The organism is Streptomyces doebereineriae, from assembly GCF_031845645.1.
GTDB classification, from domain to species: Bacteria; Actinomycetota; Actinomycetes; order Streptomycetales; family Streptomycetaceae; genus Streptomyces; species Streptomyces canus.
In genome coordinates, this window is sequence record NZ_JAVREZ010000005.1 from 439349 (window position 1) to 451732 (window position 12384).

Annotated in this window: 10 protein-coding genes; 3 read left to right on the forward strand and 7 right to left on the reverse strand. The window is 71.2% G+C overall.

Going from position 1 to position 12384, the window contains the following annotated elements; all coding sequences use genetic code 11:
* Positions 1-10: 10 nt before the first annotated feature.
* On the forward strand, positions 11-445 hold the full coding sequence (locus RNB18_RS18250) for a hypothetical protein (RefSeq protein ID WP_311715126.1): 435 nt from the start codon (positions 11-13) through the stop codon (positions 443-445).
* A 3-nt stretch (positions 446-448) separates the two neighbouring features.
* Here the strand turns inward: RNB18_RS18250 and RNB18_RS18255 are convergent, their stop codons facing one another.
* Together RNB18_RS18255 and RNB18_RS18260 are read right to left on the reverse strand one after the other, a co-directional pair.
* Positions 449-2680 (reverse strand): FUSC family protein, encoded by a 2232-nt coding sequence (locus RNB18_RS18255; protein WP_311715127.1) that lies wholly within the window; start codon positions 2678-2680, stop codon positions 449-451.
* A gap of 81 nt (positions 2681-2761) precedes the next feature.
* Positions 2762-4138, reverse strand: coding sequence for an NAD(P)/FAD-dependent oxidoreductase (locus tag RNB18_RS18260; RefSeq protein WP_311715128.1), 1377 nt, complete (start codon positions 4136-4138; stop codon positions 2762-2764).
* A 266-nt stretch (positions 4139-4404) separates the two neighbouring features.
* Between RNB18_RS18260 and RNB18_RS18265 the strand changes: the two genes are divergently transcribed.
* The gene (locus tag RNB18_RS18265; RefSeq protein WP_311715129.1) at positions 4405-4764 is read left to right on the forward strand and encodes a PRC-barrel domain containing protein; all 360 of its coding nucleotides are present in this window, start codon (positions 4405-4407) and stop codon (positions 4762-4764) included.
* A gap of 16 nt (positions 4765-4780) precedes the next feature.
* Here the strand turns inward: RNB18_RS18265 and RNB18_RS18270 are convergent, their stop codons facing one another.
* Together RNB18_RS18270 and RNB18_RS18275 are read right to left on the reverse strand one after the other, a co-directional pair.
* Positions 4781-5215 (reverse strand): ATP-binding protein, encoded by a 435-nt coding sequence (locus RNB18_RS18270; protein ID WP_311715130.1) that lies wholly within the window; start codon positions 5213-5215, stop codon positions 4781-4783.
* 117 nt (positions 5216-5332) lie between these two features.
* Positions 5333-7228, reverse strand: a complete 1896-nt coding sequence (locus tag RNB18_RS18275) for an AMP-dependent synthetase/ligase (protein ID WP_311715131.1) — start codon at positions 7226-7228, stop codon at positions 5333-5335.
* 152 nt (positions 7229-7380) lie between these two features.
* Here RNB18_RS18275 and RNB18_RS18280 point away from each other — a divergent pair, with 152 nt between their 5' ends.
* Positions 7381-7614 carry a DUF6480 family protein gene (locus RNB18_RS18280; protein ID WP_057611365.1) on the forward strand — a complete coding sequence of 78 codons (234 nt, stop codon included), beginning with the start codon at positions 7381-7383 and terminating at the stop codon, positions 7612-7614.
* A 3-nt stretch (positions 7615-7617) separates the two neighbouring features.
* On the opposite strand, the gene RNB18_RS18285 is transcribed toward RNB18_RS18280, so the two are convergent.
* From RNB18_RS18285 to RNB18_RS18295, 3 genes are all read right to left on the reverse strand, one after another.
* Positions 7618-8706 (reverse strand): glutamate--cysteine ligase 2, encoded by a 1089-nt coding sequence (locus RNB18_RS18285; protein ID WP_311715132.1) that lies wholly within the window; start codon positions 8704-8706, stop codon positions 7618-7620.
* A gap of 108 nt (positions 8707-8814) precedes the next feature.
* Positions 8815-11022 carry a 1,4-alpha-glucan branching enzyme gene (gene glgB / locus RNB18_RS18290; protein WP_311715133.1) on the reverse strand — a complete coding sequence of 736 codons (2208 nt, stop codon included), beginning with the start codon at positions 11020-11022 and terminating at the stop codon, positions 8815-8817.
* A 3-nt stretch (positions 11023-11025) separates the two neighbouring features.
* Positions 11026-12384, reverse strand: a complete 1359-nt coding sequence (locus RNB18_RS18295) for a maltokinase N-terminal cap-like domain-containing protein (RefSeq protein WP_311715134.1) — start codon at positions 12382-12384, stop codon at positions 11026-11028.

Genomic DNA, 12384 nt, shown 5'->3' on the forward strand with positions numbered 1-12384 from the left:
CCCGAGGGGCATGAACGAACCCGAGCTTCCGCCCGACGGTAGGCCCGTGGACGTCTACCTGAATCTGTTGCGCATCCGCATGGCCTCGGAGCACTACGAGCTGCTGCTCGACGTGGTCCGCCCGGTCCTGCGGGCGATCGACGAACATCAGCTGCCCGCGTTGGACTTCGCCCTGGAGGACAGCCAGCAGGAGGGGCTGCCCCAGGAGGTCCGCGACGAGGCCGCCCTGGTCATCGCCACCGCCGTCACCGGCCGACTGGACAACAAGGTGATCGAACTCCATGTCGACGACGACGCCAGCCCGATCCGGGTGGTCACCGACGCGGACACCGCCGAAGACCCGGTCCGCCTCGGCGAGATCGCCGACTACATCCGCGAACGCCGTCGCCTCGACGACGAACTGCGTGGCATCGCCGAGGTGAGCGGTCTGCCCACGGACCTCTGAGCCCTATCGCTTCGGCGCCGCGACCGGCACGTGCAGCGGCCTGGCCAGACCCACCACGGTCTCGTCCAGGCGCTGTACGTGCCGCAGCACGCGGTCGGTGACACGGCCGAAGCGCGGAGTGCCGGGGACTTCGGTGTCCAGCAGGGACGCGATGCTCGGCCCGGTCTCGACCCGGTCGGTGGAGCGCTCGTCGGCGACATGCGCGGCGATCGCCCCGATGTTGTCCCCGATCCGCCGGCCGGCTCGGCGCAGCCGGGGATCCGCCGCGATCGAGGGGTGCGTGGACAGCAGTTCGGCCGTCGCCGCCAGCGAGCGCGCGTGGTACGCGCACGTCTCCAGGAGCGCCACGACATAACGGGCCGTGTCGCGCCGGGCCCGCAGCGGTGTGATCGGATGCGTGAGCGGCTGGGTCGCCGCCCGCAGATCGGCCAGCGCCTGGTCCAGGTCGCGCGCCTGGTCGAGCAGTTCGACGGGGGAGCCGCCGCTGAGCTGGTCCACGGCGGCCTCGGTGACCTCGTCTAGCCGCTCCAGGACGGTGACGAGCAGGTCGTTCGTACGGCGGTCGGTGCGCACCGGCAGGACGAATGCCGCCGCTATCACTCCGCAGGCCGCACCGAGCGCGGTCTCCTCCACACGCAGCACCAGCACCGAGAGGCTGTAGGTGTGCAGCAGGGTGTAGAGGAGCCCCAGGGCCGCGGTGACGAAGAAGGACATCAGCGTGTAGGAGAGCGGCGCGGTGTAGAACATCGCGAACACCAGCACCAGCACCAGGGCGAACGCCGTCCAGGTGTGCTGCCCGACGGCCCCCGCCAGCACGATCCCGGCCAGCACGCCCAGAATCGTCCCCACCAGCCGGCGATAGCCCTTGACCAGGATCTCGCCCGTGGACGCGGTGTTCATGAAGACGATCCAGCAGGTCAGCACCGCCCAGTACCAGCGCTGGCTGGAGAGGAACTCGCCCCCGACGATGGCGAGCGAGGACCCCACGGCGACCTGTACCGCGGCCCGCGTCGTGGGCCGCCCGAGTCCCGTGAGCTCCTCCTGCGTCCCGGCGTCCTCGTCACCGGCGTCGATGACCGCGTCCTCGGCGTCCAGTTCCTCGCGCGAACGGGCCGTCGCGGGGGAGTCGTCCGACTCGTCCTGCGGACCGTCCAGGGCGATCCTGAGCCCCAGCACCGCGCGGGCGGCCTCACCGACACCTCGGAAGACGTCCTGGACGGCCGGCGGCGCGGGCGGCAGGTTCTCCTCCTCGCGGTAGCCGAGGAGCCGGTTGCGGACCTGGGACAGCGCCGTGCTCGACCTGGCGGCGACGGGACGCAGCACCAGCAGTCGCAGCGCCTCCAGATCGCGGCGCACCCGGGTCATCGCCTCGTCCCGGCCGGTCATCCGGCCCGCTCGCGGCGCCGGCGCGCCGGGCAGATGAAGGGTCAGCGTGTCCGCCCGCTCGGCGCTGCGGGCGCTCAGCAACAACAGACCGAGTCGCTCGGCGGCGATCTCGGCGTCCGCGATACGCCGCTGCACGAGCCGGGCCGCGGCCGCGTCGGACGTCCCCTCCTCGAGCCGCCCCTGGATCATCAGCGCGGTCTCGTGCAGTCGCGCGGTCCCCTCGCGTACGTCCTTCAGCGCCTCGTCGATCTCCTCGGGCCCGGCGTCCAGCAGCTGGAGCTGCGCGGACACCAGCTGGGCCAGCCTGGCCCGGAAAGCCTCCCGCAGGCGTTCGAGAAGACCTGCGGGAGTCTCCGGCACCAGCAGGAAGCGTGCCGCCGCGCTGCACAGGAAGGCGACGCCGAGGACGCCGTACAGCTCGGGCAGACCGGAGACGGTCGCCCCGACGAACAGGGACACGAAGTAGACCTGGAAGCCGATCAGTCCGAGCGCGGTGCCCCGGTCGCCGAAGCGGCGGCCGTAGACGGCGCAGAAGATCAGCACGACGAAGAAGAGGTCACCGGCCACCACGCGGGAACTGAGGAGCGCGCCCAGGGACATCGAGGCCAGTGCCACCGGGAGACCCAGGGCGAGCGTCACGGCCTGCGGGGCGCGCTGCTTCTCCCGGATGGCGAACGTCGCGACCATCGCCGCGATGGCGCCCGCCACCAGATGCGGGACATCGGCCTTCAGCAGACCGAGCACGGCCAGCGTGAGCGCGATCGCCCCCACCGTGCGCAGCCCGGCGGCCAGCCGGAGCAGCCCCGGGTCCGACGCGGCGACCCGATCGCGCAGCCTCGCTGTGTTCACTCCGCCGTACTCACTCCCGTGTCACGTCATGATCCGTTCCAGCATGGCACGGCGGGGTGGCTCCGGTGATGTGCGCCCCTCCTACTGGTCCAGTGCCCGTGTTCCCTCGACCTGCTTCCGGACCTGTTCCGGCGTCAGATACGCGTCGGTGTACTCGAAGTCCTTCAGCTTGGCGGGCTTGCGGGCCTGGAAGCCGGTGCGGACGAAGTCGTCTCCCGCGATGGCGTTGAGCGTCCAGTTCGTCGCCACGCGGACCTTGGCGACGTTGGTGCGCAGCGCGGCCCAGTGGTAGCCGCGGGCCGCGAACTGGGCGGGCAGGCCGCGCAGTTCGATGCCGAGCGGCTTGGACACGGCATCCGTGCCGCCGAGGTCGACGACGAGGCCGAGGTCCTTGTGGACGTACGGCTTCAGCGCCTGGCCCCGCAGGGTCGCGATGACGTTGTCGGCGACCACCTTGCCCTGGCGCATGGCGTGCTGCGCCGTGGGCGGGCAGATCGCGCTGTCGTCGTCCTTGGCCTTGTCGGGCACGGCGGCGGAGTCGCCGAGAGCGAAGACGCCGTCCTGGCCCGGCAGGGTCATCTCGGCGGTGACCGCGAGCCGCCCACGAACCGTCTCGGCGCCGAGCGTGGCGATCAGCGGGCTCGCGACGACCCCGGCCGTCCAGATCAGGGTCCTGGTGGGGATCACCCGGCCGTCGGTGAAGGTGACCTCCTCGGGGCCCGCCTTCTCGATGGAGACGCCCAGCGACACGTCGATGCCGCGCCGGCGCAGGATCTCCTGCGCGCTGTGTCCCAGCTTGTCGCCCAGCTCCGGCATCAGCTTCGGGGCGATGTCGATCAGATGCCACTTGATCAGCGACGGGTCGATGCGCGGGTAGCGCTTGACCGCGGCGTGGGTGAGCTTCTGCAGACAGGCGGCGGTCTCGGTGCCGGCGTATCCGCCGCCGACGACCACGAACTGCAGCCGGGCCGCGCGCTCGGCCGGGTCCTGGCTGGCGTCCGCGAGATCGAGCTGGGAGATGACGTGGTCGCGGATGTAGGCGGCCTCGGCGAGGGTCTTCATCCCGAAGGCGTGCTCGGTGAGCCCGGGGATGTCGAAGGTGCGGGTGATGCTGCCGGGAGCCAACACGATGTAGTCGTACGGCTCGTTGATGATCTCGTCCGTGATGGTGCGGATCACGCAGACCTTGGACTTGAGATCCACGCCGATCGCGCCGCCCGGGATGATACGGGTGCGGTACTTCTTGCTGCGGCGCAGCGAGACGGCGATCGACTGGGGCGTCAGCACGCCGGAGGCGACCTGGGGCAGCAGCGGGAGATAGAGCTGGTAGGCGAACGGCGTCACCAAGGTGACGTCGGCTTCGTCCGGGGAGAGTTTCCGCTCCAGCCGGCGAACGCATTCGACACCGGCGAAGCCGGCGCCAACCACCAGGATCCTGGGTCGTGTCACGGTGTTCATCCCTTTCTGCGGCTCCAGGCGGTTTGCCTCGAACGCCCTTCGTCTGCCCATGCGGGCGCGACGAATGCGTCGAGGACCACCATGCCCGTCCTGGCCTGAAAGTGCACCGGGAGAAAAGTGAAGGAGGTGCGCGGACCGGACGCGGGGAAACCGCTTGTGAGGGTGCCGGTCGCCGAATGTGTGTGCGGCAGAGGGGTATTGGGTGCTGTGGGCCCGCTCGCAGCGGAGAGCCGGGGCCGTGCAGTGCCAGGGAGGGAAGGAGCAGCGTGACCACCGACAGAATCTGGTCGTACGCGCCGGACAGCGGATACGTCGAGGGACAGGACCTGACGGGCTTCACCGTCGTCGCGAGCGACGGCACGATCGGCCACGTGGACCGGCAGGCCGCCCCGCACGGCATGGGACACCTCGTCGTCGACACCGGCGTCTGGATCTTCGGCAGGAGCGTCCTGGTACCGGTGGGCGTCGTCACCGGCGTCGACACCCGGGGCCGCCGGGTCACGCTGACCTGCACCGGGGCGGAGGTGAAGGCGGCCCCGCGCTTCGGGACGGACAGCGAGACCAGGGACCGCGAGTACCTTGCGGCGGTCGGCGCCTACTACCTGCGGCTCGCGGCCACGGCCTGACCGGGGCCGGGGGAAGTCACCACGGCAGGAAAGCGTGCACGTCCTTGCCGCGGTCGTCCGTGACCACGCTGACCTGGTCGCACAGCGCGTGCACGAGGTGCCAGCCGACGCCCCCGCCGCCGCTGCGCGGATCGAAGGAGCGGGGCGCGGGCGGCGTTGGGTTCGTGTCGCGCAGGGTCACGTGCACGCCGTCGAAGGTCCGGCGCAGCCGGAGGGCGAAGGGGCCGGGAGCGTACTGGACCGCGTTGGCGGCGAGTTCGGTGACGATCAACAGGATGTCGTCCCAGTGCTCGGCGCTCGCGGGCGGCACCCTGTCGGCCAGGTCGCCGAGGAATTCCTCAGCGGCAAGCCGCGCGCCCGTCACGCACTGCGGTTCTCCCGCGAAACGGGTCGTACGGCTCGGAATCGCCTCGGAAGTCAGTGTCTCGTCCCAACGCGGCTCGGTCGCCATGCCGGAGTTCACCCCCGTGGAGTCGGCAAGGCTTTGTCCTTTCACTGGCATCGCCATTGTGCTGTGTTCCCGAGGGGACGCGCCCCAATCGTCCTTGAGCATGTCGGCTCCGGCGCATCACCGGAACACGTTGTCCGAGTCGTCCCAGCTCAGCAAGTCCTCCGCCGGTGTGCGCCGGGCACCGGGCGAGCGGGCCTGGTACATCGCGTCGATCTCCAACGCGTACCGGCGCACGATCTCGTCCCGGCGCAGCTTCATCGACGGCGTCAACAGGCCGTTGGCCAGGTCGAAGGGTTCCGACAGCACTCGGAACACCCGGATCGACTCCGAGCGCGAGACCGTGCTGTTGGCGGCGGCCACGGCCCGCGCGATCTCCTCCCGCAGCGCGTTCTCCTCCCGCGCCGAGGGGTCCTGCTGGGCCACCAGGACCCCTCGCCAGTGGGCCAGGAACACCGGGTCCAGGGTGAGCAGGGCGCCCACGCAGGGCCGGTTGTCGCCCACCACCACGGCCTGGTGGATGAGCGGGTGCATCCTCAGCCGGTGTTCGAGGGCGGCCGGCGCCACGCTCTTGCCGCTGGTGGTGACGATGATGTCCTTCTTGCGGCCGGTGATCGTCAGATAGCCGTCGGCGTCCAGCCGCCCGAGGTCCCCGGTGGCCAGCCAGCCGCCGTACAGCGCGGCCCGTGTCGCGGTCTCGTCGTTGACATACCCCTGGAAGACCGACTGCCCGCGCACCAGGATCTCCCCGTCGTCCGCCACCCGCAGGTCCACGCCCGGCAGGGGCCGGCCCACGGTCCCGGACTTCTCCCGGCCCAGCGGCTGCATGGTGATTCCGCCGCACGTCTCCGTGAGCCCGTATCCGTCGTGGACGTAGACACCGATGCCCTCGTAGAACAGGGAGAGTTCACGGTTGAGGGTGGAACCGCCGGAGGTGGCACGCCGGGCCCGGCCGCCCAGCGCTGCCCGCAGTCTTCGGTACACCGTCCGTTCGTACAGGGCGTGCTGGAGCCGCAGGTCGAAACCGGGACCGGGGCCCTCGCCCAGCCGCTGCCGCTCGCAGGCCAGGGCGAAGTCCCGTGCCGTGTCGGCGGCCCGCTCGAACAGGGCGCCGCGGCCCGCCTGCTGGGCGGCGCGCAGGAAGTTCTTGTAGATCTTCTCGAAGACCGAGGGGACGGCGTAGAAGTAGGTGGGGCGGAAGGAGTTCAGGGCGGCCGCCAGCGCCTCCTCGCTCAGGTCGGGCTCGTGGGCCATGAGCAGACCGCCGCGGATGCACACGCCCTGGATCATGAGGCCGTACACATGGGAGAAGGGCAGGAAGGCGAGCACGGACGGCTGCTGTCCCGCCGGTGCCGTGATCTGGCGCCAGCCCTCGATCAGCGTGTCGACGGGGCTCGCGAGGCCGCGGTGGCTGAGTGCGCAGCCCAGCGGACGGCCCGTGGTGCCGGAGGTGTAGGCGATGACCGCCGTGGAGTCCGGCAGCACGATGCGGCGCAGCGACTCGACCGTGGCGAGCGGGATCATGCGGCCCCGCTCCGCCAGCGCTTCCAGCGCGTCCGCGTCCAGCTGCCAGACATGGCGCAGCCTGGGCAGCGAGGCGCACACCGAGCCGACGGTCATCACCGCCTGCTCGTCCTCCACCACCACAGCCACACAGCCGGTGTCCCGCAGGATCCACTCGACCTGTTCGCGCGACGACGTCGGATAGATCGGCACGACCTCGGCGCCGACCGTCCACAGCGCGTAGCTGAGAACCGTCCACTCGTAGCGGGTGCGCGCCATGATCGCCACCCGGTGACCGGGCGAGATCCCGGACGCGACCAGCCCCTTCGCGAGGTCCACCACCTCGTCCCGCAGCTCCACGGCCGTGACCTCCTGCCAGCCTCCCGAGGAACCCTCGGGACGGCGGGCGAGCACCGGCAGGGTGGGGTCGAGTTCCGCCCTCTCGAAAACGCTGTCGGCCAGACCACCGCTGGAGCGCGAGATGGTCCGGGGAGCGAGGGCGAAGTCGCGCATGCGCTGCTCCTGACGTGTACGGGCTGTGACTGAGCCGACGAGCTCGGTCATCGGCGGTGCTCGAATCTAGCCCAGGTGTGAGCGGGCGGTACCTGGAATACGGAAGTAAGCGGTCACCCGTGATCTGGTTGAGATCGGGGCACTCGGACCGCATGAGTTACACGAACCCCGATCCCGAACCCGAACGCACCACCGGACTGGAACCGGGCGGCGGCGTACCCCCGGGCGAGACCCCGCCCGCCGAGAGCAGCCTGCCGGAGGCGGGCCCCCGGGAGACGCACAACCCGACCAAGGGCTGGGCCAAGGGGCCGCTGGCACTGATCCTGCTCCTGGTCGTGCTCGTCGCCGCCTTCTTCCTGGTGTACGCGATCGTCCTGGCCCTGTGACGACTACGCCTGGGTCAGCCGCACGCACTCGGTGACCACGTCCCGCAGGCTCCCGGTACGCTCCAGCAGCTCGCGCTGCACCCGGGCACCGTTGCCGTGCCGCAGCAGTTCGGCACAGGACTCGCGGGCCCGGTCCAGGTCGCCGCTGTCGGCGAGCGCGTCCTCGACGTGCTCCAGCAGCGCCCGCACCACCGTCTTTGCGGGCATCCGGTGCATGGTCGCCGGGTGGAGCAGCTCCTCGGACAGCCCGGAGCGCGCGGCCCGCCAGGCGGCCAGCCGCAGCAGGCTCACGCTGTGCGTCACCGGCTCCCGGTCCGCCCGCCACTCACGCGCGGCCGTCTCCACCAGCCCGCGGGCGAGGGTCGCCAGGAGAACGGCCGTGTCCGCGTGCAGACACACGTCCGAGACCCGGATCTCCACCGTCGGGTAGTTCCGGGACAGCCGGGCGTCGAAGTAGATCATTCCCTCGTCCAGGATGACGCCGGTCGCCACCATGTCCGCGACCCGCCGGTGATAGCGCTCCGCCGAGCGGAAGGGCTCGGTCGGACCGGCCGAGGGCCAGCGCTGCCACACCCGGCTGCGGTAGCTGCTGTAGCCGGTGTCCTTGCCCTGCCAGAAGGGCGAGTTGGCGCTCATCGCGGCCAGCACGGTCAGCCAGGGCTGCATCCGGTCGACGACGGCGACGGCCTCCTCGTCGGATTCCACGGACACATGGACGTGACAGCCCATGACGAGCTGCTCGCGGGTGGCGATGCCGTACTGATCCGCCATCCACTGGTAGCGGCGGCCGATGCCGACCGAGGGGCTGACGGGCAGCGGCGAGGTGGCCAGGGAGGCCACGGCACAGCCACTGTCGCCGGCGAGCCGGGCGGCCTCCTTGCGGCAGCGCACGATCTCGGCGCGGAGTTCGTCCATGCCCGACTGCGGGTGGGTGGCGAACTCCAGCATCTGGTTGTGCAGCTCCTTCTCGAAGACGTCCTGGTCCGGACCGTCCTGCGCGGCCCGCGCGAGCACGGCGGCGGACAGCGCCTGCGGTTCGCCGGTCTCCGGGTCGACCAGGAGGAGTTCCTCCTCCACTCCGACGGTGCGCACGTGATACAGCCCCTTCTGTGGCCCTCGGCGACGACGAGGATGCTCGTTCTCGTACGACCCCGACTGCCCCTTCGGGACCGGTCGGACACCTCCGCGTCGCCCGCGGACTCAGCCGGGCACCGGGACCAGCCACACCGTCGCGAGCGGCGGCAGGGTGAGCCGCAGCGCCCCGTCCTCCGCCTTGACCGGGTCACGCCGGACGATGTCGCCGCCGCCGTACCGCGCGGCGTCGGTGTTGAGGCACTCCTGCCACAGGGGGAGTCCGTCGGGAACGGTGAGGCGGTAGTCGTCGCGCACGACGGGGGAGAGGTTGGAGACCGCGAGCAGCGGGCTGCCCGCCGCATCGAACCTCAGGAAGGCGAAGACGTTGTCCTCGGCCGCGTCCCCGATCACCCAACGGAATCCGCCGGGGTCGGTGTCGCGCTGCCAGAGCGCGGGGGTCGCCCGGTAGGCGGTGTTCAGATCGCGCACGAGGTCACGGACGCCCCGGTGGTCGGCCTCGGCCCCGTACGCCGGGTCGAGCAGCCACCAGTCCGGACCGTGGGACTCGGACCATTCGGCGCCCTGGGCGAACTCCTGGCCCATGAACAGGAGCTGCTTGCCGGGGTGGGCCCACATGAAGCCGAGATACGCACGGTGGTTGGCGCGCTGCTGCCACCAGTCGCCCGGCATCTTGGACACCAGCGCCTGCTTGCCGTGGACGACCTCGTCGTGGGAGATCGGTAGGACGTAGTTCTCGCTGTACGCGTACACCATCGAGAAGGTCATCTCGTTGTGGTGGTACTTGCGGTGCACCGGCTCGTGGCTGATGTAGCCGAGGGAGTCGTGCATCCAGCCCATGTTCCACTTCAGGCCGAAACCCAGACCCCCGCTGTCCGTGGGGCGGGTCACGCCGTCCCAGGCCGTGGACTCCTCGGCGATCGTCACGACGCCCGGCGCCCGGCGGTACACGGTCGCGTTCATCTCCTGGAGGAAGGCGACCGCGTCGAGATCCTCGCGCCCCCCGAACACATTGGGGCTCCACTGGCCGGAGTCGCGCGAGTAGTCGAGATAGAGCATCGAGGCGACCGCGTCCACGCGCAGCCCGTCGATGTGGAACTCCTCGCACCAGTACACGGCGTTGGCGACCAGGAAGTTGCGCACCTCCACGCGCCCGAAGTCGAACTCGTACGTCCCCCAGTCCGGGTGCTCGGCCCGACGGTCGTCTCCCGGCTCGTACAGGGGGTCCCCGTCGAACCGGGCCAACGCCCAGTCGTCCTTGGGGAAATGGGCAGGCACCCAGTCCATGATCACGCCGATGCCGGCCCGGTGGAGGGCGTCGACCAAGTACTTGAAGTCGTCCGGGGTGCCGAGCCGGGAGGTCGGCGCGTAGAACCCGGTGACCTGGTAGCCCCAGGAGCCGCTGAAGGGGTGCTGCGCGACCGGCATCAGCTCGACATGAGTGAAGCCCAGGTCCCTGACGTACGACGGCAGCTCGTCGGCCAGTTGCCGGTATGTCAGTCCTGGGCGCCAGGACGGGAGATGGACCTCGTAGACCGAGAACGGCGCCACGTGCACGGGCGTGTCCCCGCGGTGGGCCATCCAGTCGTGGTCGCCCCACTCGTAGCGCGAGGAGGTCACGATGGACGCCGTGTCGGGCGGCACCTCCGCGCGGCGGGCCATCGGGTCGGCCTTGAGGAATCGGCCGCCGTGGCGAGAGGTGATCTCGAACTTGTACCGGGTGCCCTCTCCGATGCCGGGCAAGAACAGCTCCCACACCCCGGACGCGCCAAGGGACCGCATCGGGAACGCCTGCCCGTCCCAGAAGGTGAACTCGCCGGCCACCCTGACCCCTTGGGCGTTGGGTGCCCACACCGTGAAGCGGGTGCCGGTCACCCCTTCGTGGGTCATCGGCTCGGCGCCGAGCGCCTTCCACAGCTGCTCGTGGCGGCCCTCGCGGATGAGGTGGAGGTCGGTGTCGCCGAGCGCGGGCAGGAAGCGGTACGGGTCGTGCACCTCCTGCTCCCCGTCGGCGTACGACACCACCAGGGTGTAGTCGGGGATCGTATCGAGAGGCAGCAGACCGGAGAAGAGGCCGTCGCCCTCCGAGGCCAGCCGCATGCGCTCGCCGTCGGTCACGACGCACACCGCGCGGGCGAACGGGCGCAGCGCCCGGAAGACGATCCCGCCCGCGACCGGGTGGGCGCCGAGCAGCGCGTGCGGGTCGTGGTGGGCGCCCGCCAGCAGCCGGCCCCGGTCCGCGGGGTCGAGCGGCGGGGCCGGAGCACAGCGCGCCACTCCGGACGGCTCGGGCAGTGAGGTGTCGCGCAGGGCCACGGCTCAGTCTCCTCTCACGGCGAGGCGTTCGATCGCCGCCATTGGCACGGGCAGCCAGTCCGGCCGGTGTCGTGCTTCGTACAGGACCTCGTAGACGGCCCGGTCGGTCTCGTAGGCGCGCAGCAGGCCGTGCTTCTTGCGCGGATCCCACCCGGCGAGGGCGGCATAGCCCCCGCAGAAGGCCTCACGGCAGCGGCGCGCCCACTCCGGCCGCCAGGGCCGGCGCTGCCGGGCCGCGTAGTCGAAGGAGCGCAGCATGCCCGCGATGTCCCGCACCGGGGACTGGGCGGCGCACCGCTCGACGAGCGGGCGGGACGGCTCGCCCTCGAAGTCGATGACGAACCACTCGCGGCCCGCCCGCAGCACCTGCCCCAGGTGCAGGTCGCCGTGGACGCGCTGTGCGGGCGGCCCGGAGTCGCACGTGGCCAGCGCGCCGAACGCGCTTTGCAGGCCGGGGACGAACGGCCGCAGCGCGGGCACGCTGTGCGCGGCGGAGTTCAGGCGCTCGGTCATCGCGGCTGCCGTGGAACCGTTGTCGTCGTGGCCGCTGCCGGGGAAGGCGGCGGCCAGCGCGAGGTGCACCTCGGCCATGGCCCGCCCCAGCTCGTGGGCCTGCACGGTGAAGTCGTCACCCGAGGCCAGCGCCTGCAGGGCCAGAGCCCAGCCGTCGGACGCGTCGCGCAGATACGGCTGCAGCACGCCGAGCGTCGCCCCCTGCGGATGCGTGGTCCGGAACCAGGCCACCGGCGCCGGCACCCGACGGCAGCCCTGCCCGGCCAGCGCGACCGGCACCTCCAGGTCCGGATTGACGCCGGGCTGGATGCGGCGGAAGACCTTCAGGATGAACTCGTCGCCGTACACCAGTGAGGAGTTCGACTGCTCGGTCTCCAGCAGCCGCGGTGGGAGCCCGGCGGGCACCGGCACCGAAGGGTCGCCCTCGAAGCGCAGGGGACCGGCCGTGCCGGGATGCCGCAGCCGCTCCAGCAGCAGCTGCGCCGAGCGCGGGTCGTGCAGGGCGTCGTAGATCGTCAGACCGGCCAGCGGACCCCGCTCCGCACGGCCGATGAGGGCACGGCCGAGACGCGGGGAGAGGTTTTTGCGCACGCCGAGCAGCAGCTGGTAACAGTCACCGGCCGAGGAGCCGCCGGGCCCGGGCACCCCGCCGTGACCCGTGTGGACCAGCAGATGCAGACAGCCCGGGAACAGCTCGGTCATCGACAGCAGACCGAGCTCGCTCACGGGGCGGTCCTTGCCCGCGAACCAGCGCTGCCGCGGCAGCCATTGGCGCAGCAGCTCGCCCAGCGAGGTCATGAGATCGGTCGCGAGCGCGGGCCTCGGGCTGACCGATGCGGTCTTCGGCAT